Genomic DNA, 23,937 nt, shown 5'->3' with positions numbered 1-23,937 from the left:
ATTTATTTAGTTTTCTTTGTATACACAGTATGTATATACATATGTACATAGTTTTGTTTCGTGAATTTTAATATATACATGTTTATGTCCTCATTTTTTTTAGGAATTGATATAGGTGGCTCACATTTTTCAGGAGCAATTTTCAGTACTTCTAAAGGTTGTATTGTTGAAGATTCTTATTGCAGTATTGCTGTTCAATCAAACATTAGAGCAAGTGAATTCATTACTCATCTGGATGTTTTAATCAAGGAAATATTGTTTGCTTCTAGGTTAACTGTGCATGATCTTGAAGGTATTGGTATTGCAGTACCTGGTCCTTTTAATTACGATAAAGGAGTATCTCATATTTATGGTGTTCATAAATGGGATACTCTATTTGGATTTAACATAGCGGTCGAGATTAAAAAAATAATAAAAACTTGTCCTGTTTATTTTATAAATGATGCTGAAAGTTTTGCTCTTGGAGAGTATAATGTAGGGGCAGCCGTGGGTAGTGCAAAATCCATCCTTTTAACTTTTGGTTCTGGTTTTGGCAGTACATTTTTAGATAAAGATGTTGTGCAAATTATAAAATCTGACAATGTACCTGAAAACGGTTATTTGTATAATATTCCTTTTAAAGAAGGAATAGCCGATGATTATTTTTCTACTCGTTGGTTTGTCAAAACATGGGGAGAACTCGGTAGAGAAAAAGTTACAAGTGCTAATGAAATAGCGCTTTTAGCAGCAGAAAATGATACTGACGCTTTGCGAATATTCGATGCTTTTGCTGATAATTTTATTGAGTTTATAACTCCATGGGTGCATTTATATAAACCCCACAATTTGATATTAGGAGGGGGTATCGCAAGAGGAAATCAATTTTTTATATCTAAAATTCAGTCCTTTTTTTCAAAAATAAATAATACAAAAATTAGTATTTGTCACTTATGGGATAAAGCTGCTATAGTTGGTGCTGCAATGCATGCGAAAAATAATTCACACAAAAATAATATGTTAGATGAGAGTTTTAATTGGCGCAAAACAGAGCAATTTTTAGCTCCTGCAAGGAAAGATGTAGTTAATAGTGCTTATGAGGCTTATCCATCATTTTCAATTGGAAATGGTAAAATACATTATGGAGCAAAAGCACTTGCTCAATGGGTTTCTGGACACAAAAATGTTGTTATTGATGGTTATGACGGTGTGTTTTGGGATACGGTTGTGGAGAGTTTGGATGCTGAGTTATCTAAGTTGGGACTGAAAACTTGTTGGTTTCATGCAGATGCAGCCATGAAAACAGAAGAAGAATTAGAACAGATGTTAGTGTCTAACCTAGGTGGCGATAATCCATTGTTTGGGAAAATTACAGAAAAAGACCTTATTGATTGGTTTGATACTAAAAAACTGAACAACATTAAACCTGATAAAACGGTAGATGTAAATATAGTTATAGGTTCAGGTGCAGCACTTGTAGGATGGGATGCCCCTTTAATCTATTTTGATCTTCCTAAAAATGAAATTCAATTTAGGGCTAGAGCTGGTAAAGCAACTAATCTTGGAGTAAAGAATGTAATTGATAATAGACGTACTTATAAACGTTTCTTTTTTATTGATTGGGTCGTTCTTAATAAGCATAAAAGTAATGTATTGTCCTCCATTGATATTATTGTAGATGAACAAAGGCCTGATGAATACTTATTCATGAATGGAGAAGATTTGAGAGCAGGACTAACCGCTATGGCTACTAATGCTTTTAGGCCAAGACCTTGGTTTGAGCCCGGTGCTTGGGGAGGTAGCTGGATGAAAGAGCACATGGAAGGATTGAATACAGATGTAAGTAATCTAGCTTGGTCTTTTGAATTAATGGTGCTTGAAAATGGATTGCTCTTTGAAAGCGATGGCTATTTACTTGAAGTTTCCTTTGATTTTATAATGTTTAATAATTACAAAGATGTTTTGGGAGACTGTGCCGAAACGTTTAAGTATGATTTTCCGATACGATTTGACTTTTTAGACACTTTTGACGGAGGAAATCTTTCGATTCAGTGCCATCCAAGTCCTGATTATATAAAAGAGCATTTTGGTATGCCTTTTACACAAGATGAAACTTATTATATAATGGATTGTAAGGAAGATCCTGTAGTTTATTTAGGATTTCAAGAAGGTATTGATGAGTCCGAATTTCATAACGCTCTTATAGAAAGTCAACAACAGGTTAAAGAGTTAGATGTTGTTAAATATATTCAGAAATTTGAAGCAAAAAAGCATAATTTATACCTCATTCCTCATGGTACGATTCACGCATCAGGAAGTAATAATTTAGTCCTAGAAGTAAGTAGTGCTCCTTACATTTTTACCTTTAAAATGTATGATTGGCTTAGATTAGATCTTGACGGAAAACCAAGACCAATTAATATTGAGCACGGTATGAAAAATGTGAATTTTAATAGAAAAGGAGCGTCTGTAGCTACTGAATTAATTTCGCAACCTTATGTAATTACTCAAAATGATGATTATACATTAGAGCATATGCCTACACATGCTGATCATTTTTATGATGTACATCGTTACAGTCTTATAAATAAAGTACATATTAAAACAAATTATAAATGTCATGTCTGGATGCTTGTAGAAGGGCAGTCTATAGAATTAGTTACTGAGAATGGTCTTACACAGATTTTTAATTATGCTGAAACCTTTGTAATACCTGCATCTGCAAAAAGTTATACCATAACAAACAAAAGTAAAAACAGTGATGCACTATTAGTGAAATCATTTATTAAGTAAAATTACCTATTTATTAACCAATCAAACCATTATGAATTTATGAAACAACACCAAGTTATTGGTTTTACATCACCTATTTTGATGTCTGCCAGATTAAAATTATTTATTTTTATTTTATTTCTATTCAGCATCTTTCATGCTGAAGCACAAATTAAAGTTTCAGGTATTGTTACCGATAGTAAAACATCTGAGGCTATTGCTGGAGCAACAGTAGCTGTAAAGGGAACTTTAAAAGCTACTATTACTGATGCAAATGGAACTTATAGTTTAGACACGCCTTCAAACGCAATCGTTATAGTTTCCTATATTGGTTATCAAAATGTAGAAAAAGTAGTCAATAAAAGTACTATTGTTAACTTTTCATTGATTGAACAGATTGATGCTTTGAAAGAAGTTATTGTAGTTGGGTATGGTACTCAAAAACGATCTAATATAACTTCTTCTATCAGTAAAGTCGGGTCTGAAGTGTTTGAAAATAAACCTGTTACAAGCGCCTCGCAGGCGTTGCAAGGAACTGTGCCTGGATTAGTTATACAACAAGGTTCCAGCGAGCCTGGTCGTGGTACAAACATTAACATTCGTGGTATAGGAACATTTCAGTCCGGAACCTATCCGTTGGTGTTAATAGATGGTTTGGCAGGTAGTATTGATAATATAAATCCCAATGATATCGAAAGCGTATCGGTACTTAAAGATGCTTCTTCTGCTGCAGTCTATGGATCTAGAGCTGCTAATGGTGTTATCTTAATAACAACAAAAATGGGGAATTCAGGAAAAACCAGAGTGTCTTATAACTACATGTTTGGTTCTCAACAACCTACTAATATGCCTAAATATGCAAAAGCTTGGGAATATGCTGAATTAAGAAATGAGGCATTAGTTAATTCAGGATTGCCTGCAAAATATACACCCGATCAAATCAATCAATTCCGAGAATTGGGAAAAGGAACCATTTGGTTAGATGAAATTTATAGAAACAATGCTCCTCAATCATCACATAATCTCTCAGTAGAAGGGGGTACCGGTAAAACCTCTTATCTTATTTCTGTTGGTCAGATAGACCAGAGAAGTTTATTTGAAGGAAATGATGCTTATGGAATGAAAAGGAATAATGTAAGATTAAATATAAATTCTAAATTATCAGATAAATTAACTGTTACAGCTACTGGGTCTTATACAGGTTCTAATACAAAAGAGCATGCCTATTGGTCAGAATGGCTAATTGAACAAGCAACTAGGTTACCGGTTATTTATCCAATAAAAGATGAGAACGGTAATTTTACACTACTAAGTGGAAGTAATTCTAATGCATTAGCTAGATTGACAAAAGGAGGAATGAGAACCTATACGAATGATGGATTTGCCGGAGTTCTTAGTGCCGAATGGAGTATCATAAAAGACCTAAAACTTAAAGGTTTATTTGGTGCTAATTTGGCTGATAATAACTCTCATGAATTTAGAAAATCAATCGATTACGCTCCTTATGCCGGAGGTGGAGATAATGAAAGTTCTGTGATGGACGGTTTTGACAGGACGGCCTTACTGAATTCGACACTTACTTTAAATTATAACAAAAGAATAGGAGAAAATCATAGTTTCTCTGTGTTATTGGGAATCTCAGAAGAAAGTAGTAAAAGGAGATGGTTTCAAGCCAGAAAAATTGGAATACCAGGCAATGAGTTTGGCGTTTTAGGAAATGGAGAAATTACAGATGAGGGAAGTACATTCGGTAATGGAGAAGAATGGAATATTCAATCTTATTTTGGTAGATTAAACTACTCATATAAAGATCGTTATTTATTTGAATCTAATATTAGAAAGGACGGTTCTTCTCGTTTTGCAAGTAGTAAACGTTGGGGATTATTCCCATCATTTTCTGGAGCATGGCGTATTTCTAAAGAAGATTTTATGGAATCAACCCGTGATTATATCAGTAATTTGAAGGTACGTGCTTCATGGGGACAAGTAGGAAATCAAGATATTGGATTATATAGATATTTGCGAACAGTAAATATTAGTACTCAAGCTTATTCCTTCAATGACAATATAGCAAATGGAGCTTATTTTAGTGAAGCTAATCAAGATCTTACTTGGGAGACTAGTGATATGTTTGATGTAGGTATTGATGCTGGATTCTTCAACAATAAATTATCGGTTACTCTCGATTTGTATAACAAGACATCTAAAGAAGTACTTGTAAACAGTCTTCCTGTTCCGGGTATTTTTGGTAGTGGATCGCCTACTCAAAATATTGGAGCAGTAACGAATAAAGGATGGGAATTCTCTACTACCTATTTATTTAAAACAGGTAAGATTGACCATTCTGTAACCGCTAATCTTTCAGATAACATAAATGAGGTTTCAGATGATGGAGGAAGAGCTCTCATATCAGGTTTTGATGTAGTGACAATTCTAAAGAAAGGATATGCCATTAATTCCTATTATGCATTAAAAAGTGATGGTATTTATCAAAATGCTACTGAAGTTGCAAACGGTCCTAAACAAATGTTTAATGCTGCTGGTGCAAAACCGGGGGATCTTCGTTACGTAGATAAAAATGGTGATGGAGTAATTAATGAAGAGGATCGATTTATCTTGGGGAATCAATTTCCTCGATATACTTATGGGCTTACTTATACAGCAAATTGGAAAGGATTGGATTTGAATGTTTTTATACAAGGAGTTGGTAAACGAAGCACTTGGATAAGAGGTGAAGCAGTTGAAGCGTTTCATAATAGTAATGAAGGACCTGTAATGGATTTTCATATTGATCGATGGACAACTGCAAATCCTGATGCTGAATATCCTCGCTTAACTATAGGTACAGAATCTGCTAACAATGCAGCAAAATCTGATTTTTGGATACAAGATGCTTCTTATCTACGTTTGAAAAATGTACAATTGGGTTATACAATACCTTCAAGATTTACTGAAAAAATAGGTGTAAATAAATTTAGAGCTTACGTTACAGGGCAAAACTTGCTGACGCTTACTAAATTAAAAGCAGGTTATGATCCAGAAATTAATTCTGGTGCAGCTACAAGTGGACGTATTTATCCAGTAACCAAAGTTTTAGCCTTTGGACTTAATGTTAACTTCTAAAACAATTTAGACACATGAAAACAAAACATATATTAATACTACTTATAATGAGTATCTTTTGGGGATGTGAAAGTCTTGACACTCCCTTGTTGGATAAAGAATCTGATATTTCTTATTGGGATAAACCTGATGATGCACTATATGCATTGAATAGCTGCTACCCTGATTTGTATGGTGCAGAGCAATTTATTTTTAATGAGTCACTTTCTGATAATTCATATACTAAAACAAACAATGGTTCATTAGTTAGAGATGTAGCCAATGGGAGTTATGATCCTTCTGCGCCGTTAATTCGCGACGTATGGAACGCTAGATATGCAGGTATCAAAAGATGTAATCTTTTATTGGGAAACATTGATAAAGTACCAGGTTTAAGCAATGATTTAAAAAACAGGTATATAGCAGAAGCAAGAGCAATCAGGGCTTATCATTATTTTATCCTGATGAATAATTTTGGAGATATCCCTTTGGTAACATCCGAAATAAGCATCGAAGAATCGAGAACGATTACAAGAACTCCAAAAGACGAAGTATTACAATTTATTCTAGATGAACTAGATTTTGCTAAAATCTTACCAAATTCCTATTCTGATGCAGATAAAGGACGTTTTACAAAAGGTGCTGCAATGGCTTTAAAAGCAAGAGTTTTACTTTGTGAAAGCCGATGGAGAGAAGTTGCCGACATTTGTGATGCTATCATAAATAAAAAAGAAGCGGGTAATATCGATTTGTTTAATGGTTCCTTTGCTGACTTGTTTAAGCCAGAAAATAAAGACAATGTAGAAGTTCTTTTAAATGTAGAATTTATGCCTATAAATAGAGAACAAGGGAATCAATACTTTTTAATCCCACCTTCTTTAGGAGGCTATGCCGGAATTTCCCCGAGTCAGGAATTAGTTGATAGTTATATTTTATTAAATGGGAATACTATTGAAGATGCCAGTTACAATGAATTGACACCATATGTGAACAGAGACCCTCGTTTAGATGCAACAATAATTAGACATGAGTCAAAATTACAAATTCCGGGTGGTTCTTCTGTTACAATAAATACGGCATTAGGAACAGGTGATGATTCCATAAATAATTCTTCAAATTGTACTCCAACGGGGTATTATGTGTCTAAATTTTATGACAATACGGCTAGAAACATGCTTAATTCAGGTTCTAATCTGATTTTAATTCGCTATGCCGATGTGTTGCTTATGTATGCTGAAGCTAAAGCAAAATTGAATGAATTTGGTCAAAACGAATGGGATTCAACTATTAAAAAACTGAGAGTAAGAGCTGGTTTTACTAATGCAAATGCATTAAATTTTCCAGTGGTTGCAAATGAAAAAATGCAAGAAATTATTCGTCGTGAACGTCGTTGTGAGTTGGCTATGGAAGGTTTACGTCTAATGGATTTAAGACGCTGGAAAGAAGCTGAAGTTGTTCTAAATGGATGGTTACATGGAATAAAAACAAATGAAGCTCCATCAATTGACAATGGTTATATTCGTGTAGATAACAGAAGTTTTGATAAAATGAAACATTATCTATGGCCTATACCACAAGCTGAAAGAGATTTAAATAAAAACTTATCACAAAACCCTAACTGGTAAATATCTAATTTTATGAAAAATAAATATAGCAGGTTTCTTTGCCTGATAGCTATCATGCTTTTGATAGGCTGTACTGATAAATATGAACTTGAAGTGGGGTTTGATGCACCAGAATCATTGGTTAGCCCCGCAAATAATCAACTTGTAGCAATAGATTTAGAAAATGGCTCTCCAACACAGTTTGAGTGGGCAAAATCTAATTCATACTTCGGTGGCGTTGTATTGTATGAAGTGTATTTTGATAAAGAAAATGGAGACTTTACGAACCCTATCTTTAAAATAGTTTCAAATGGTGGAGGTGGTGATAATTTTTTGTCTTTAACACCAAAGCAATTAATTGTTTTAGCAAAACTAGCTAATATAGGAATAGACTCGGAGGGTGTTATAAAATGGAAAGTTATGGCTTCTCAAGGAGGTGAAAGAAAAGAAACACAAGAGATTCGAACGCTACGATTAAAACGTCCAGCTGGAATTGCTGAAGTCCCAAGCGAATTATTTGTTTATGGATCTGGATTTGAAGCAAAGCAAATTGAGAATGCCATGAAATTCAATAAAGTGGAAGATGGTGTTTTCGAAATTTTTGCTGCAGTTTCAAACGGAGAATTAAAATTGTGTAATTCTGTTAATAATGAAAAGGTTTATTATAAACTAGGAGCAAATAATAAATTGATTGAATCAGAGGATCAATCAGGTATTGAGATGAATGGTACAGGAAAACCCTATCGAATTATAGTTGATTTTAATCTTCTTACTGTTAAAACTACAGAAATCAAATTAATTCAGATGATTCGTACTTGGCAATTTAACCTTGGAGATTTAACTTATATTGGGAATCATCAATTTGAAGTTAAGAATATTGCCTTACCATTTTATCATGATTGGGGCTATCCAGAAGAACGTTATCGCTTTTGGGTAACAACAAATGAGGGGTTAGAAATTTGGGGAAGTTATCATAATGATGCGATGAATTCTTCAAATATATCTGGACTTAATGCTTATGGTATTCAACCGGATGGCGGACAACCTTTAGAATATTATAATATTTATAATTTAGCAAATATTTCAAGCCCAGGTCAAAATCAAGATTGGACAGGTATGTACAAATTACCTAAAGGTTCAGAAAATAAACACGCAAATGTACTTATAGATATGTCTCCTACGGGAAGCTACAAACACAAGATAACTATAATTGATTAAGAAAAAAATAAGGCTGTTTGGTTATTATAACCAAACAGCTTTTTAATACTGCCAATCATGAAAACGATACAAAATATAAGTATAGTATTAATTTCTATCCTGTTCTTTTCTTGTCAAGAAAACCAAGATAATGAATTAGCTACCCAAGAACCCACTATTCCTGTTAACTCTATTAGTTATAAAGAAAAAGCCAAAAAGACTTTTGATTTAATACAACAATATTATAAGATAAATGGTAGTGGTCTTTATCTTGAAAATTTCCCAAAACAAAGTGATGATAGACAATGTTCTTATCTTTGGTCTCTTGATGGGCTTTTATCTGGAGTAAATCAATTGAAAGCCATAGGATATAAAGATCAGGAATTAAATGATCCTTATATCGCTTTGGAAAAGTATTATGATACGCAACGTACACCCAATGCATATCCAGCATTCCCAGTTCAATATAGTTTAGATGATCGATTCTATGATGACAATGCCATAATAAGCCTCGAATTAATCGAAGATTACGAAATTACTAAAAATCCAGCATCTTTAGCTCGAGCCGAAAAACAGGTAGCATTTAGCATTACAGGGGAAGATAATAAATGTGGTGGCGGAATCTATTGGGTAGAGCAATATAAAAACAAGCCTGAAAATGATTTTTGTAACAAAGCGGTGTGTGCAAGTGCTTTTACAACTACATATCTACTTAAATTGTATCAGCATACACAAAATGAAGAATATTTAAAATTTGCAAAAAGAATATATTCATGGTTGACAACGAATACAAAAGATCCGGTAGATAATCTTTTTTGGAATGATATTAGAGTAAGGGATAATTATATAAACAAAACCAAGTGGACTTATAATTCAGGTGCCATGATTACCAATAATGTTTTGTTATATGAAATTACCAAAGATATTAATTATCTAAATGAAGCTAGAGCGATTGCATCTTCTTCTTACCGAGTTTTCACAAGAACGGAACATAGTCAATTGTTCTTTCCAAATCATGACTCATGGTTCAATGTATGTCTTTTTAGAGGGTATTTAGATCTCCTTAGACACGATAAAAATGCGCTAAATTATGTGACTACATTTATTAATAATGCCGATTACGCATGGAAAAATGCTAGAAATAGTAACGATTTATTTTATGAGGACTGGTCAGGTATTAAACAAGGAAGAGATAAATGGTTGTTGCAACAAGCTGCTTTAGTTGAAATTTACGGACGTATTGCTTTACTAAAAGGAGAGCATGAATAATGAAAAAAATCATAACATTAGTTACCTTATTAATCTCATTTTCTTCGAATGCACAGATACAAAAGATACATTCGTCTAAGGTCTATAAAGAGAGAGCAGAAACTTTTTTTACATTAGTAAATTCCTTGTATTATATTCCTAAGCATCAATTGTTTTCGGAATATTATCCAAACACTAATCAGCCTAACCTTAATTATTTTAATGATGGGGAAAAAGCGGCAAAGGAAGTCTCTTTTTTATGGCCCTATAGCGGAATGACTTCTGCTATTAATGTGCTTTATAAGATAGATAAGAAAAAATACAAAGTAGTTCTGGATAAACTGGTTCAGTCACAAAAACAGTATCTTGATACCGTAAGAAAGCCAAATGGGTATCAAGCTTATCCTGTTCGTTTTGATAAATCTGACCGTTATTATGATGATAATGGTCTAGTAGGTATTGATTATATAGAAGCTTATACTAATACTAAAAACCCAGCTTATTTAAAAGATGCCAAAGAAGTTTTTGAGTTTATCATTAGTGGGTGGGACGACAGTCTCGAAGGTGGTGTTACTTGGCTTGAAGGAGTTAAAGATCAAAAACCAGCTTGTAGTAATGGAAAAGCGACAGTGCTTGCTTTAAAAATTTACGAGCAAACAAAAGATAAATATTATCTGGATTGGGGATTAAAGTTTTATAATTGGATGTTTACTCATTTACGAGCAAAAGAGGGAATCTATTGGAACGATATGAAAACCGCTGATCGATCTATTTTAAAAACCGCTTGGACATACAATACTGGAACAATGTTGCAGGCTGCCGTTAGTTTGTATAAAATTACTAATGACAAAAAGTGTTTGACAGAAGCACATGCGTTAGCAGAAGGTTCTTATAATTATTTTGGAAAAAAACAGCCAGACGGAAGAATTTCTATATTGGATAATGCATGGTTTACCACAGTGTTATTTAGAGGTTATCAGGATCTTTATGAGGTTGAAAAAAACTCAAAATATATTGATACTTTAATCGTTAATTTAGATTACGCTTGGGATAACGCAAAGGACAATGAAGGATTAGTATACAGTAATTGGAACAAGGAAAAAGACGAGTACAAAACACCTAAATGGTTGTTGGATCAGGCTGCTGTTGCAGAGCTATATGCCAGAATTGCCTTAATTAAGAAAAAAATATAACTACTTTTAAATATGAATAAAATAGTAATCTTAGTATTTTCGGCCTTCATAGGTCTTACCTCTACTTCTATAATGGGGCAGAAAGCAAATAAAAAACTATCAGACTATGTTGACCCTAATATTGGTACAGCGCATAGCCGTTGGTTTTTTTATACTCCAGCCTCAATGCCATTTGGCTTGGCTAAACTAGGGCCTTCGACAAATGGACATATAGGAAATGTACAAGGTTGGGAAGCTACTGGATATGATGATAGAGATACTTCAATTGAAGGATTTGCCTGTTTACACGAATTTCAGATAGGAGGTATTGTTCTAGCGCCATCTGTTGGAAAGTTACAAACCAGTCCGGGAAGTCTAGAAAATCCAGACGAAGGATATAGATCTAGATTTGATCGTAAGGATGAATATGCTACTGCAGGGTATTATTCAGTATTATTAAAAGACTATAATGTTAAAGCTGAACTTACAGCAACAAAAAGAGTTGGTTTTCAACGTTATACGTTTCCAAAATCGTCACAGTCTAATATCATTTTTGATATTGGAAACAGACAAGGAGAAAGTGGGGCTGTTAAAGAATCTAAAGTCACAATTACCAAAGATGGTAGGATAGAAGGCTATGTTATAACGATACCAGAATACGTTAAAAAGTATCAGTCAGGTGCTGATGTTGCGATGTATTTTTCGGCTGTTTTAGATAAGAAACCAATTGCTTTTGGAACATTTAATAAAAAAGAAACTCGTTCAGGAGACGTAGCAATCGAAGGTGAAGGTTCAGGTGCTTATTTAACCTTTAATACTACTGAAAACGAAGCTATTACTGTAAAAATTGGATTATCTTATACTTCTATTGCTAATGCTCGTTTAAACCTAGATGCTGAGGCTAAAAAACTAAACTTCGACAAAGCCAGAAAACAAAGTGGTCTTACATGGAATGAATATCTGGGAAGAATAACAGTAGAAGGAAAAAATAAAGAGGATAAAGTTAAGTTCTATACAGGATTATACCATGCCTTACTTGGACGTGGTTTAGGAAGTGATGTAAATGGAGCTTATCCAATGAACAATGGGAAAGTTGGTCAAATACCTTTGGATAGTAAAGGAAAGCCTCAACATCATTATTATAATACCGATGCTATTTGGGGTGGATTTTGGAATTTAACTCAATTATGGTCTTTAGCGTATCCTGAGTATTATGCTGATTGGGTTCAAGCGCAATTGTTGGTTTATAAAGACGCAGGTTGGTTAGGTGATGGTATTGCTAATAGTAAGTATGTTTCGGGTGTAGGTACTAATTTTACAGGACTTGCTATCGCATCAGCTTATAATAGTGGAATTCGTAATTTTGATGTTGAAAAAGGATATGAAGCGGCTTTGAAAAATGAATTGGAATGGAGAGGAAGAATAGAAGGAGCTGGTAAAATGGATGTTAAACAATTTGTAGAATTGGGTTACTCTCCTCAGATTGACAATATTGGTTTTGATACTAATGGTAATGGTTCTGGATTTTCAGCTTCTCACACTTTAGAATATTCCTATAGTGCTTATGCTGTAGCGCAATTTGCAAAAGCTTTAGGTAAAACGAATGATTACGAAAAATTGATCAAATTATCAGAAGGTTGGAAATTATTGTATGATAAAGAAACCAAATTTATCAGACCTAAACATGCTGATGGTAAATTTGTAGATAATTTTAATCCATCGCAACCATGGAGAGGTTTTCAAGAAGGAAATGCATGGCAATATACGTTTTATGTTCCTCATAATGTTCCTGGATTGGTGGCAACTTTAGGGAAAGATGTTTTTAATGACAGACTGGAAAATATTTTCGAAAAATCACAAAAAAATGTTTTTGGAGGCGGAACTACAATTGATGCTTTTGCAGGATTATCAGGATTTTATAATCATGGAAATCAGCCAAATTTACACATTTCATGGTTGTTTAATTTTTCTGGGAAACCGTATTTGACCCAAAAATGGGTACATGCAATATGCGATGAATTTTACGGTACTGAGGGAATTCATGGATATGGATATGGACAAGATGAAGATCAAGGTCAGTTGGGAGCATGGTACGTAATGTCATCCATAGGTTTATTTGATGTTAAAGGGCTAACAGATGTTAATCCTTCCTTTCAGATAGGAAGTCCATTATTTGATAAAGTTACTATCAAACAGGCAAAAAAATCAGGACGTAAAGATTTTGTAATTAATATTACTAACAATTCAAAAACCAATGTATATCTGGAAGATGTTAATCTAAACGGGAAAAACCTAGATAAGTTATCTATTGACCTAAAAGATATTACCAGAGGAGGAATTTTGAAAATGAATGTAGGTGATAAACCAAGTAGTAAGTGGTCTAATTAAGAAAATAAACATGAAAAATCAACAATCTACATTTATAAAACTTCTTCCTATTTTGTTTGGGTTTTTTATTATGGGTTTCTGCGACCTTGTGGGAATCTCGGTTACTTATGCCCAATCTCAGTTTAATTGGAGTGAAACACAAGCGGGGTTTTTACCATCTCTTGTTTTTCTATGGTTTTTTATTCTATCCATTCCTGCCGCACTTGCTATGGATAAATACGGGAGAAAAAACCTTGTTTTATTAGGTTTAGCATGCACTTTAATTGCTACATTAATTCCTATGATATCTTTTACAGAGACCAACTGTTATATTACCTTTATCCTTCTAGGTATAGGTAATACGATTTTACAAGTCTCACTAAACCCTTTGATAACTGATGTGGTAAGTGGTAAACAACTCACGAGTTTTATAACAGGAGGACAGTTTGTCAAAGCAATATCATCATTTACAGGACCATTAATTGTAGGTTATTTTTCTTTGCATTATGGCTCATGGGAAAAAAGTTTTTATGTCTATACAGCTATAACTTCTTTGTCGTTAGTTTGGTTATTTTTTACAAAGATTGAAGAAACAGTCCTAGAAAAACAAACAGCAAGTTTTAGAAAAACAATTGGATTATTACAAGATAAAAATATTTTATTGTCTTTTTTAGGGATTTTATGTATGGTAGGTTTAGATGTAGGTATGAATACCGTAACTCCAAAATTATTAATTGAAAGAGTAGGACTCGCTAAAGAAGCTGCTACGTATGGATCAAGTTGGTATTTTGCAGCACGAACTATAGGTACAGTTTTTGGAGTTTTACTTTTGTCAAAGTTTTCAGAAAAATCTTTTTTTAAAGTGAATATGATAGTGGTGGCAATGGCACTTGTAGGTTTGTTATTTGTTCAAAGTCAAATAATGATTTTGATTTTGGTAAGTGTTGTCGCTTTTGCTTCGTCTAGTATTTTCGCTGTCATTTATACCCTTGCGATTAAATCAAAACCTTTAGCAACTAATGAAATATCAGGTTTAATGATAACGGGTGTTGCAGGAGGTGCAATTTTTCCGCCTTTAATGGGTTTTGCAACTGACGCTTTAGGTTCCCAACAAGGATCAATACTAATATTATTAATTTGTGGTAGCTATTTGTTATTCTGTTCTTTTAAGTTAGGCTCTTCTTCCGCTGCAAATTGATTCATGAAATAGTATTTTACTATAGACCAAAAAAACTGAGAATTAAATATTCTTAAAAAAAAACACTACTCAATTGTAATTGAATAGTGTTTTTTTTGTTTTCTTTTAATGTTGCTGCTTTTTCACATTTATCGTTTATATAAATCAAATCTTTAAAAGTGAATTTTTATAGCTTTTATTATCTTCTATAAAATGAAAAAAGAATTCTTAATGTCACTAATGCTCTTTACGATATTATTTCTTTTTGTTCAAAAAAACGAATGTACTGCCGTTCCAAGTATTTCTTATTATAGCTAAGCTGCAACTAAGTGGAATCCTTATATCAAGAAACGATGAGCGTAAGATATTTAATTACCTTAAATGAAAAAACCCATCAAAATGTTGATGGGTTATCCTTAGTAGCGGGAACAGGACTCGAACCTGTGACCTTCGGGTTATGAGCCCGACGAGCTGCCTACTGCTCTATCCCGCGATGTGCGTTTGTAATTTCAATAAAATTCTTAGTAGCGGGAACAGGACTCGAACCTGTGACCTTCGGGTTATGAGCCCGACGAGCTGCCTACTGCTCTATCCCGCGTTGTTTCGGGTGCAAATGTACAACGAAATTTCACAAATTCAATGAAAATTTTAAAAAATGTTTTATTTCGTCTATTGACTTGATATGTCTACCTTTGCACGATAAATTAGTATAGAAATGTCACATAAAGCAGGTTTTGTAAACATCATAGGAAATCCAAATGTTGGGAAATCAACTCTAATGAATGCCTTTGTTGGAGAAAGATTATCAATTATTACGTCAAAAGCACAAACAACGCGTCATAGAATCCTTGGAATTGTAAATGGAGAAGATTTTCAATTAATCTTATCCGATACTCCGGGAATCATTAAACCTGCTTATGAAATGCAGGAATCGATGATGAATTTTGTAAAGTCTGCTTTTGAAGATGCGGATATTTTGATTTACATGGTCGAAATTGGTGAACAAGAATTGAAAGATGAAGCTTTCTTTAATAAAATCATCCATTCAAAAATTCCAGTTTTGTTGCTATTGAACAAAATTGATAATTCAAACCAAGAACAATTAGAAACCCAAGTGGCGTTTTGGACTGCCAAAGTTCCAAATGCGGAAATTTATCCAATATCTGCGTTGCAGAATTTTAATGTTCCTGAAGTTTTTCAAAGAATAATCGAATTGTTACCGGAATCTCCAGCGTATTATCCGAAAGATCAATTGACGGATAAACCGGAACGTTTCTTTGTAAATGAGACTATTCGTGAAAAAATATTATTGAATTACAGTAAAGAAATTCCGTATGCGGTTGAAATTGTAACCGAAGAATTTTTTGAAGATGAGAATATTATTCGCATTCGTTCGTTGATTATGGTAGAACGTGATACTCAAAAAGGAATCATTATCGGGCATAAAGGGGCTGCTTTGAAGAAAGTAGGAATGGATTCTCGTGCTGATTTAGAGAAATTTTTTGGAAAGCAAATTCATATCGAATTGTACGTGAAAGTAAATAAAAACTGGAGAAGTAACGCAAATATGTTAAAGCGTTTTGGTTATAATCAATAGTTAAACTACGGATTTAAATAATAAATTTCAGATAGAGGTGATCGGTTTTACTGATGCTGCTGTCTGATTTTTTTTTTAGCCCTGATAGAAGTGGCATCCTTTTGTGCCGGCGTTCGGCGCAAAAGATAGAACGGATAGCAGGAAATAGCTCCCGAAAATAATCAGGATGCTATTATTTCTAGAAATAAGGCTTCTAAATCATTCATTTGTTGATGGCCGTTGCTTCTGATTTGTTTGGCAATAAAGTAAAGTAAAATCCAGGCAATTACCATTAAAGTCATAACGATAAGGTCGTTTCGAACGGGTGATTTCAAGACATAATCCGAATAAGCGATTCCGCAAAAAATTAAAAAAGTTCCTCCTATCATAAAGTGCAAAAACATGAAGAAGGTCCATAAAGTTGGGTCTGGGCCAAATAGTCCCCGGATGTGGGTTTCGGTAGTGCTTTTTGGTTCTAATTCTAAATGCAAATGTGGTGACCAATAGGCTTTTTTAGTGCCTTTGATGTTTAGCCAGATGTGATAACCCCTTATTTTTACGAAGTAATCACTGGAGTTTATGGTGGTGTATTTTTCGAACTTTTGGCGTAATGCATCAACGTTTTCATTGAGATCTTTATAAAAACGAAGTCGAAGTCGGATGTCATTTGTAGTATTCATAAGAGGAAACTTATAAGTATAAAAAAAGTAACGATTAGCTAATATAGCAAAAAAATTGATAGTCATGGTTTTAAACACTACCTTTGCAAAATATTTGAATTTAGGATTATGAACAATATTGTTGCGATAGTAGGAAGACCTAATGTAGGGAAATCAACCCTTTTTAATAGGCTGATACAAAGAAGAGAAGCTATTGTGGATTCGGTTTCTGGGGTTACCAGAGATAGAAACTACGGTAAAAGCGAGTGGAACGGAAAAGAGTTTTCTGTAATTGATACCGGTGGATATGTGCGTGGATCGGATGACGTCTTTGAAGGCGAAATTCGTAAACAAGTAGAATTGGCTATCGATGAAGCTGATGTTATTATTTTTGTGGTGGATGTTGAAGAAGGTATAACACCAATGGATGACGCCGTTGCGAGATTGTTACGTAAAGTGACTAAGCCTGTTTTACTTGCTGTAAATAAGGTAGATAATGCGATGCGTGAGAAAGATGCAATTGAGTTTTATAACCTTGGTTTAGGAGAATATTTTACGTTTGCCAGTATTTCGGGAAGTGGTACAGGAGATTTGTTGGATGCATTGATTGATGCTTTTCCTATAAAACCAGAACCAACTCAAGAAGAAGTAGTTTTACCTCGCTTTGCGGTTGTAGGTCGTCCTAATGCCGGAAAATCAAGTTTCATTAATGCCTTAATTGGTAAAGATAGATACATAGTTACGGATATTGCCGGAACTACGCGTGATGCTATTGATACTAAATTTGATCGTTTTGGTTTTGAATTTAACTTGGTGGATACTGCGGGAATTCGTCGTAAAGCGAAAGTAAAAGAAGATCTAGAGTTTTATTCAGTAATGCGTTCGGTTCGTGCGATTGAACATTCGGATATTTGTATCTTGATTATTGATGCTACTCGTGGATTTGAAGGGCAGGACCAAAGTATTTTTTGGTTAGCCGAGAAAAACCGAAAAGGTGTTGTAATTCTTGTAAATAAATGGGATTTGGTCGAAAAAGATACCATGTCAACTCGTGATTACGAAGCTAAAATTAGAGAAGAATTAATGCCATTTACAGATGTGCCTATTCTTTTTGTTTCTGCTTTGACTAAACAACGTTTGTTGAAAGCTTTGGAAGCTACCGTTCAAGTTTTTGAAAATAGAAAGCAACATATTGCTACTTCAAAATTCAATGAGTTTATGTTGAAAGTGATTGAAGCGTATCCTCCGCCAGCAACCAAAGGGAAATATGTGAAAATTAAATATTGTATGCAGTTACCAACACCAACACCACAATTTGTGTTTTTTGCTAATATGCCACAATATGTTAAAGAGCCTTACAAGCGCTATTTGGAAAATAAAATCAGAGAAAACTGGGACTTTTCAGGAGTGCCAATAGATATTTATATTAGAGAAAAATAAAAAAAAAGTCCCGAGTAATCGGGACTTTTTTTGGTTTAAACTTTCTTGTTCAGTTTTATTTTATGAATAAAACTAAATCGGATAATGTCACGATTGAAAAAATCAATTCCACTGGCTCTTTGTTGAAAACTATTTAAATAGCCCAGCTCTAAAACAATGTTTTTATTAGCTCCATATTGTAAAGCTGTGTATACTCTATTTTGATCAAAAGTATTTTTGATTATGCTTTTTCCTGCATTTATCAGAATTTCATCTGAAACAATTGCTTTTAAAAATCGGTTTTCTGCTTTCCAAAAAGTATAATCACCTTGCATTCGATATCTAAATCTCCATGAAAAAGTAGTTCCGGGAAGTAGTTCTGTTTTATTGGCATTGTGAATGAATCGTTCTTCTACTTGAAACCGTTGATTTAAGGTGATTTTGCCTAAATTTTGTTTCCAGGTAATGTCTTGTTGTCCACGGTATTCGGGAGTGTTAAAATCTGTTGTAGCTTCAGGATCTTGTGTGGCGACAGAGAAATAGTTGAATCCAGTTCCAGTTTCTAAAGTTTCATTGATTTTATATCGTCCTTGTACACGTATCACATATAGATTTTGGGTGATTGGCTTTAAGAATGCTCGATTATCAAATTCAGAATGCAAAGACCATTTGTCATTAATCGTTAATTGGTTATAGTACCGTGTCCAAAGTATGCTTTGATGATCTACATTTTTTTCGGTTTGTCCATAGGAAAAAAAGCATCCGATGAATATAAAAAGTATGGGTGTAATTTTCATGAAAATTTATTCAAATTTTTGCAAATTTAAACAAACGCTATAAAAACGATAGGATTAATTTATTTTTTATGGTTTGAAATATTTAAAACCAGTCAGTACTTCATTTGAATCTAAAAAAAAGAACCCTCAAAACTTAATTTGAAGGCTCTTTTTTTAAAAAAGTTTCTTTTATAATTTTCTATAAAGTATATTTCAAAGTTATACCATACGTACTTGGATCTCCCAATACAGCCGAATAGTGTCCGGCATTTCCAGCAGCAGGTAATAATTGTTCAAAGTAATCTTTATTCAATACATTGCGTCCCCATATTAAAACGGATAGTCCATTAGCAGCACGGAAACCAACTCTGGCATTCAATAATGCGTAACCTTCAATGTTTAAATATTGCGATGGCGAAGCGCTTGAAGAAAATGTTGAACGCGCATAAGAATCTAGAGCAATAAAATAATTTCCTTTTAAATCTAAGAATTTACCTGATGTATTGTATTCTCCACCAAGCGAACCGGACCACTTTGAAATCCCAGGTAAATCCCCACCTGAAACGTCTTTGAAAGCGGATGCTCCTCCAGTTTCTTCCAATGGGACAGGGGCATTTTTGAAGGATACATATTTTCCGTCAGTATAAGAAAGCGCTCCGTTAAATGCGAAATGACTACTTGCTCTTAAACTTCCTTCGACTTCAACCCCTTTTACTCTTACTTTTTCAGCATTGGCTAAATAACCTCTGTTAACACCAACTTCAGCCGTTTGAACTTGTGTTTGATAGTCTTTAATATCAGTATTGTAAAGAGTAATATTTAATATGGATTGAGAAGATGGTTTTGTTTTTACCCCAATTTCATAGTGCGTCACATATTCAGGTTTAACTCTGGCTAATTCAATCAATGTTACACCACTTGCCGTTGGTAAACCTCCTAAGTTGACTCCAACTGGTTTGTAGCTATTGGCAAAAGTAGCAAATGTGTTTACAGATTTAGTGGGCTTATAGGCTAAAGTCACTTGTCCCGAAAAGTTGTTTTCATTTACGCTAAAGTTGAAAGCCTGATTGGTATAAAGTGCATTTTTTAAGGCTAATAAAGCAGGATCGGTTGTTTGTAATCCGCCATATGTTTCGCGTTTATAATCCACATCTTTTTTGTCGTAGTTGAAACGAAGACCTGGCAATAAATGTAAATTTTCTGTAATTGACCAATCCACTTGGCTAAATACTGCTGCACCTAAAGTTTTAAGTCTTGAAGTAGTTTTTGTTCCAAAACCGTCAAATAATCCAGGAGTTTTCCATAATTCTGAAGTTGTGTTTTGAGCAAATCTCCATTGTGCGGAACCTGATTCTTCGGTTTGAACAGGGTCAGAAGTTAAATCTTGGTCAATCAAAAACACACCAAAAACACCACTTAATTTTTTAGAAAACTCTCCTGCATAACGAATTTCTTGTGTCCATTGATCATGTCTTGAGTTTCCTTGAGATTTTGTTAATACTGGTAAACCAATAAAGTCTCTGTCATTTGTTGGATCCCAAATCCAATAACGCCAAGCAGAAGTTGAGGTAAGCGTTCCTTTTCCAATTTTGGCGTCAACATTAATCGAAGCACCTCCAAAATCATTGTTAACGCGTAAAGGGGCATCCGCGTCCGTTATTCTGTCAAATGGATTTGTTGTAGGTAATTTATAACCTAGGTCGGCAATGATGGCATCAAACTGACGATAAGCAGCACGTTTTGTTTTTACAACTCCAGCTACAACTGTTGCATTTCCGTCTGGTCTTTGGCGTGCATTATCTCCTGCAAAAGTAATATTTACGTTTTCAGATGGGGTATAAAGTAACTGAGCTCTAAAACCTACATTATTCAATGAGTTTGTTGGTTTTAATGTTGTTGTATTGAAAACTGTTCCGTCTCTTTGAGTTCCTGAAAAGGAAACTCTAGCTGCTAAATTTTTACTGATAGGTCCTGTAATAGAAGCTTTAGCCTGAATGTAATTATAATTTCCATAGCTTGTTTCAAAGCTTGCTCCAGATGTAAAACTTGGGGCTCTTGTCGTGATGTTAAATGCTCCTGCTGTAGTATTTTTTCCAAAAAGTGTTCCTTGTGGTCCACGAAGTACTTCAATACGTTCAATGTCCACAAAGTCAATTGCTGTTGCTGCAGGTCTTGCATAATAAACACCATCTACATAAAAGCCAACTCCGGGGTCAATTCCGTCATTAGTTAGTCCAAAAGAAGAACCTAAACCACGGATGTTAAGAGTTGTATTTCGTCCGTTAGATGAATATAATTGTACTGATGGGATCAATTCTTTTAAACGATTTGGATTAAATGCTCCTGCTTCTTCAGCTCGTTTTCCGCTTACTACTGATATCGGAATAGGTACATTTTGTATTTTTTCTATCCTTCTTCTAGATGTAATAACAACTTCAACCAGTTTATTTTCTTCGTTAAGTTTTATTTCTAATGGAATATTTAATTTTTCAGAAACTACAATAGTTTCCGTTTGATATCCTTCTAGTTGTATTTCAATTGTAAGTGGCAATGGATTAGGAACTTCTAAAGTAAATTTTCCTTCTGAATCAGAATTTGTGTTGCGTTTTGTTTCTTTAATCAAAATAGTTGCTCCTTGTAAGGGTGTGTTTTGAGCGTTGGTTACGATTCCCTCTATTTTATTTTGTGCAAATAAAAACGAAATAGAAAATAAAAATAAGGTCGTTATAAAGTTTTTGTTTAGTAATGTCTTCATTGTTATGTATGATATATGTAATTAGTAGAATTAAAATCAAATTTTTTAACTAACACATGCACATTATTTTATTGCTTTGTTTTTCAATGGTAATTAGATTTTTCTTTTGAGATAGTGCATTAGATACAAATGACTTACTTCGATACGTTTTCATACGTCTAAATTTTAGATTGTTAATAGTGCGTTAAATTCGAATGCAAATATATATAAATTCTATTAAAGTAATAGAGTATTAAGATAAATATTTTATTTTTCTACTAATGAAGCAATAGTAATGCCTTCCATTGCAGCCAAAGTTTTTTCTCTAATGGCTATTAATCCGTGTCTTAATGCGCATTCAGACTCTGTTTTGCAATCCAAACAAGGTTCATAAAAATTTAAAGAAGCACAAGGTAATAAGGCAATTGCACCGTCAAATAATCGATGAATATCGGCTAATGTGATGGTGTTTTTTGATTTTATGAGATAATAACCGCCGTATTTTCCTTGTTTACTGCCTACAAAATGACCTCTCTTTAGATCCAATAAGATTTGTTCTAAAAACTTTTTGGGAATATTAGCTCCCTCCGCAATTTCGATAGTTCTGGCAATATGCCCTTCTTCTTGCTGTGCTAAATATAATAATGCTTTAAGAGCGTATTTGGTTTTATGTGAAAGCATTAGTTGGATTAATTTGTTAATTGAAACTAAGGTTTAAATTAGGCGCATTCGTAATGTGTTAGTTAACGAAATGAAAACAAATATAAACTATTTTTATTTCTAATTTAAAAGGAACTCTAATTTTTGACTTTGATGGTCGGTGATAATTACCAATTTCCTCCAGATCCGCCGCCTGAGAAACCTCCTCCGCCAAATCCTCCACCAAAACCGCCTCCACCAAATCCTCCTCCCGAAGAACCTCCAAATCCACCTCCGCTGCCTCTTCCAAGGTTGCTTAAAATGATTACGTCCAGTAAACTTGGACCGCCTCCGCCAGAATTACCGGAGTTTCCACCGCCTTTTTTATTTTTAGATATAAGGATTAATAGGATAACAACAATGACTATAAGTGGTAAAATTGGAAAGTCTTTTCCCTTTGCCTGTTTGCGTTCTCCTTTGTATTTTCCTTTAAAAACATCAATAATAGCATCGGTTCCTTTGTCTAATCCTTTGTAGTAACTTCCAGCTTTAAATTCCGGAATGATAATATTTCGGGTAATTTCACCACCTATTCCAGCGGTCAATCGATCTTCAAGTCCATATCCGGGTGAAATCCATATTTTTCTTTCGGCTTTAGCCAATAAAATAAGAACCCCATTGTCATTTTGTTCTGTTCCGCCAATTCCCCATTGTTGTGCCCATTTTGGAGTCAAAATCCCAATGTCTTCATTCTTTAGGCTTTCAATAGTGATTACTACAATTTGAGTGGTCGTAGAATCAGAATATTTGATGAGTTTTTCTTCTAATTGTGCTTTTTCAGTTTCGCTTAAAACCTTGGCATAATCATATACCGAAGTCTGAAAACTTGGTTTTTCAGGAATAGTAAATTGTGCAAAACCAATTTGTGTAAAGCATAAACAAACAATTAATTTCAGGAATATTCGGGTATTTTTTTGTAGTACGATCATTATCCTTTTGAGATTTCGTTTGATAATTCGTTAGTGTCATCTGATGCCCAAGGAAAATGTTTTTTCAGTTGTTCTCCTGCTTTCAAAATTCCATCAACAAGTCCTTGTTTGTATTGATTTTGTTTAAATTGTATGACCATAGCATCACGGGTGCAGTCCCAAAAATCAGCAGGGACAACATCATTTATTCCTTTGTCGCCGCAAATTGCAAAAGTCTTATCGGCAACAGCAAGATAAATCAAAACTCCATTTTGGAGCTGTGTTTCATCCATTTTTAATTCATGAAAAACTTCCAAAGCCCTTTCGTAAGGAATTTTAGAAGTTGATTTTTCGATGTGAATTCTAATCTCGCCAGAAGTGTTTTTTTCGGCCACGCGAATAGCTTCAACAATTTCTTGTTCTTCTTCTTGGGTTAAAAAATTTTCTACTTTTGACATACTTTTATTTTTATTAACCATAAAGTTCACAAAGTTTTCAGTAGTCACTTTTAGTGATTCTGGTAATGGCTTTGTGAACTTTAGGGTTGTTTT

At 33.9% G+C, this 23,937-nt stretch carries 16 protein-coding genes and 2 tRNA genes; 10 read left to right on the top strand and 8 right to left on the bottom strand.

The window, feature by feature from the left end; translation table 11 throughout:
* Window positions 1-84 precede the first annotated feature (84 nt).
* Genes O6P34_RS01755 through O6P34_RS01720 form a run of 8 tightly spaced genes read left to right on the top strand, consistent with a single transcriptional unit; the run spans window position 85 to window position 14,636 of the window.
* Window positions 85-2,769, top strand: coding sequence for an ROK family protein (locus O6P34_RS01755; protein ID WP_269685616.1), 2,685 nt, complete (start codon window positions 85-87; stop codon window positions 2,767-2,769).
* 39 nt (window positions 2,770-2,808) lie between these two features.
* Entirely contained in the window at window positions 2,809-5,871 is a 3,063-nt protein-coding gene (locus tag O6P34_RS01750; protein ID WP_269685615.1) for a SusC/RagA family TonB-linked outer membrane protein, read from the top strand.
* 14 nt (window positions 5,872-5,885) lie between these two features.
* On the top strand, window positions 5,886-7,475 hold the full coding sequence (locus O6P34_RS01745; RefSeq protein ID WP_269685614.1) for a RagB/SusD family nutrient uptake outer membrane protein: 1,590 nt from the start codon (window positions 5,886-5,888) through the stop codon (window positions 7,473-7,475).
* A gap of 12 nt (window positions 7,476-7,487) precedes the next feature.
* A complete protein-coding gene (locus tag O6P34_RS01740) occupies window positions 7,488-8,672 on the top strand; it encodes a SusE domain-containing protein (protein ID WP_269685613.1) in 1,185 nt (394 codons plus the stop codon).
* A gap of 57 nt (window positions 8,673-8,729) precedes the next feature.
* Window positions 8,730-9,920, top strand: a complete 1,191-nt coding sequence (locus tag O6P34_RS01735) for a glycoside hydrolase family 76 protein (protein WP_269685612.1) — start codon at window positions 8,730-8,732, stop codon at window positions 9,918-9,920.
* Entirely contained in the window at window positions 9,920-11,092 is a 1,173-nt protein-coding gene (locus O6P34_RS01730) for a glycoside hydrolase family 76 protein (protein WP_269685611.1), read from the top strand. Before O6P34_RS01735 ends, O6P34_RS01730 begins: the two co-directional genes overlap by 1 nt.
* Window positions 11,093-11,104: 12 nt before the next feature.
* On the top strand, window positions 11,105-13,459 hold the full coding sequence (locus tag O6P34_RS01725) for a GH92 family glycosyl hydrolase (protein ID WP_269685610.1): 2,355 nt from the start codon (window positions 11,105-11,107) through the stop codon (window positions 13,457-13,459).
* A 10-nt stretch (window positions 13,460-13,469) separates the two neighbouring features.
* Window positions 13,470-14,636, top strand: a complete 1,167-nt coding sequence (locus O6P34_RS01720) for an MFS transporter (RefSeq protein WP_269685609.1) — start codon at window positions 13,470-13,472, stop codon at window positions 14,634-14,636.
* Between the two features lie 399 nt (window positions 14,637-15,035).
* On the opposite strand, the gene O6P34_RS01715 is transcribed toward O6P34_RS01720, so the two are convergent.
* Both O6P34_RS01715 and O6P34_RS01710 read right to left on the bottom strand, forming a co-directional pair.
* Window positions 15,036-15,108, bottom strand: a tRNA-Met gene (locus O6P34_RS01715).
* Between the two features lie 32 nt (window positions 15,109-15,140).
* Window positions 15,141-15,213 (bottom strand) — tRNA-Met (locus tag O6P34_RS01710).
* 117 nt (window positions 15,214-15,330) lie between these two features.
* Here O6P34_RS01710 and era point away from each other — a divergent pair.
* Entirely contained in the window at window positions 15,331-16,212 is an 882-nt protein-coding gene (gene era / locus O6P34_RS01705; RefSeq protein ID WP_269685608.1) for a GTPase Era, read from the top strand.
* A gap of 161 nt (window positions 16,213-16,373) precedes the next feature.
* Here era and O6P34_RS01700 read toward each other — a convergent pair whose 3' ends face one another.
* Window positions 16,374-16,871 carry a hypothetical protein gene (locus O6P34_RS01700; RefSeq protein ID WP_269685607.1) on the bottom strand — a complete coding sequence of 166 codons (498 nt, stop codon included), beginning with the start codon at window positions 16,869-16,871 and terminating at the stop codon, window positions 16,374-16,376.
* A gap of 108 nt (window positions 16,872-16,979) precedes the next feature.
* On the opposite strand from O6P34_RS01700, the gene der reads away from it, so the two are divergent.
* Window positions 16,980-18,290, top strand: coding sequence for a ribosome biogenesis GTPase Der (gene der / locus O6P34_RS01695; protein WP_269685606.1), 1,311 nt, complete (start codon window positions 16,980-16,982; stop codon window positions 18,288-18,290).
* Between the two features lie 35 nt (window positions 18,291-18,325).
* On the opposite strand, the gene O6P34_RS01690 is transcribed toward der, so the two are convergent.
* The 5 genes from O6P34_RS01690 to O6P34_RS01670 all read right to left on the bottom strand — a co-directional run bounded on the left by O6P34_RS01690 (window position 18,326) and on the right by O6P34_RS01670 (window position 23,844).
* Window positions 18,326-19,066 carry a DUF2490 domain-containing protein gene (locus O6P34_RS01690; protein WP_269685605.1) on the bottom strand — a complete coding sequence of 247 codons (741 nt, stop codon included), beginning with the start codon at window positions 19,064-19,066 and terminating at the stop codon, window positions 18,326-18,328.
* A gap of 178 nt (window positions 19,067-19,244) precedes the next feature.
* Complete coding sequence (locus O6P34_RS01685; protein WP_269685604.1) at window positions 19,245-21,800, bottom strand: TonB-dependent receptor; 2,556 nt, start codon at window positions 21,798-21,800, stop codon at window positions 19,245-19,247.
* A gap of 246 nt (window positions 21,801-22,046) precedes the next feature.
* On the bottom strand, window positions 22,047-22,460 hold the full coding sequence (locus O6P34_RS01680; RefSeq protein ID WP_269685603.1) for an RrF2 family transcriptional regulator: 414 nt from the start codon (window positions 22,458-22,460) through the stop codon (window positions 22,047-22,049).
* A 146-nt stretch (window positions 22,461-22,606) separates the two neighbouring features.
* Window positions 22,607-23,407: a TPM domain-containing protein gene (locus O6P34_RS01675; protein ID WP_269685602.1), complete on the bottom strand. Its 801-nt coding sequence runs from the start codon at window positions 23,405-23,407 to the stop codon at window positions 22,607-22,609.
* Entirely contained in the window at window positions 23,407-23,844 is a 438-nt protein-coding gene (locus tag O6P34_RS01670) for a TPM domain-containing protein (protein ID WP_269685601.1), read from the bottom strand. The genes O6P34_RS01675 and O6P34_RS01670 overlap by 1 nt, the downstream gene beginning before the upstream one ends.
* Window positions 23,845-23,937 lie beyond the last annotated feature (93 nt).

It is taken from the genome of Flavobacterium lacustre, from assembly GCF_027474525.2.
Taxonomy (GTDB): domain Bacteria; phylum Bacteroidota; class Bacteroidia; order Flavobacteriales; family Flavobacteriaceae; genus Flavobacterium; species Flavobacterium lacustre.
The sequence above is the reverse complement of the archived record's forward strand: the minus strand, read 5'-3'. Positions and strand labels throughout refer to the sequence as shown.

Bases quoted from the DNA above. Each gene is read 5' to 3' on its own strand.
- O6P34_RS01755 (WP_269685616.1), top strand. From the start codon at position 85: ATGTCCTCATTTTTTTTAGGAATTGATATAGGTGGCTCACATTTTTCA.
- O6P34_RS01750 (WP_269685615.1), top strand. From the start codon at position 2,809: ATGAAACAACACCAAGTTATTGGTTTTACATCACCTATTTTGATGTCT.
- O6P34_RS01745 (WP_269685614.1), top strand. From the start codon at position 5,886: ATGAAAACAAAACATATATTAATACTACTTATAATGAGTATCTTTTGG.
- O6P34_RS01740 (WP_269685613.1), top strand. From the start codon at position 7,488: ATGAAAAATAAATATAGCAGGTTTCTTTGCCTGATAGCTATCATGCTT.
- O6P34_RS01735 (WP_269685612.1), top strand. From the start codon at position 8,730: ATGAAAACGATACAAAATATAAGTATAGTATTAATTTCTATCCTGTTC.
- O6P34_RS01730 (WP_269685611.1), top strand. From the start codon at position 9,920: ATGAAAAAAATCATAACATTAGTTACCTTATTAATCTCATTTTCTTCG.
- O6P34_RS01725 (WP_269685610.1), top strand. From the start codon at position 11,105: ATGAATAAAATAGTAATCTTAGTATTTTCGGCCTTCATAGGTCTTACC.
- O6P34_RS01720 (WP_269685609.1), top strand. From the start codon at position 13,470: ATGAAAAATCAACAATCTACATTTATAAAACTTCTTCCTATTTTGTTT.
- era (WP_269685608.1), top strand. From the start codon at position 15,331: ATGTCACATAAAGCAGGTTTTGTAAACATCATAGGAAATCCAAATGTT.
- O6P34_RS01700 (WP_269685607.1), bottom strand. From the start codon at position 16,871: ATGAATACTACAAATGACATCCGACTTCGACTTCGTTTTTATAAAGAT.
- der (WP_269685606.1), top strand. From the start codon at position 16,980: ATGAACAATATTGTTGCGATAGTAGGAAGACCTAATGTAGGGAAATCA.
- O6P34_RS01690 (WP_269685605.1), bottom strand. From the start codon at position 19,066: ATGAAAATTACACCCATACTTTTTATATTCATCGGATGCTTTTTTTCC.
- O6P34_RS01685 (WP_269685604.1), bottom strand. From the start codon at position 21,800: ATGAAGACATTACTAAACAAAAACTTTATAACGACCTTATTTTTATTT.
- O6P34_RS01680 (WP_269685603.1), bottom strand. From the start codon at position 22,460: ATGCTTTCACATAAAACCAAATACGCTCTTAAAGCATTATTATATTTA.
- O6P34_RS01675 (WP_269685602.1), bottom strand. From the start codon at position 23,407: ATGATCGTACTACAAAAAAATACCCGAATATTCCTGAAATTAATTGTT.
- O6P34_RS01670 (WP_269685601.1), bottom strand. From the start codon at position 23,844: ATGTCAAAAGTAGAAAATTTTTTAACCCAAGAAGAAGAACAAGAAATT.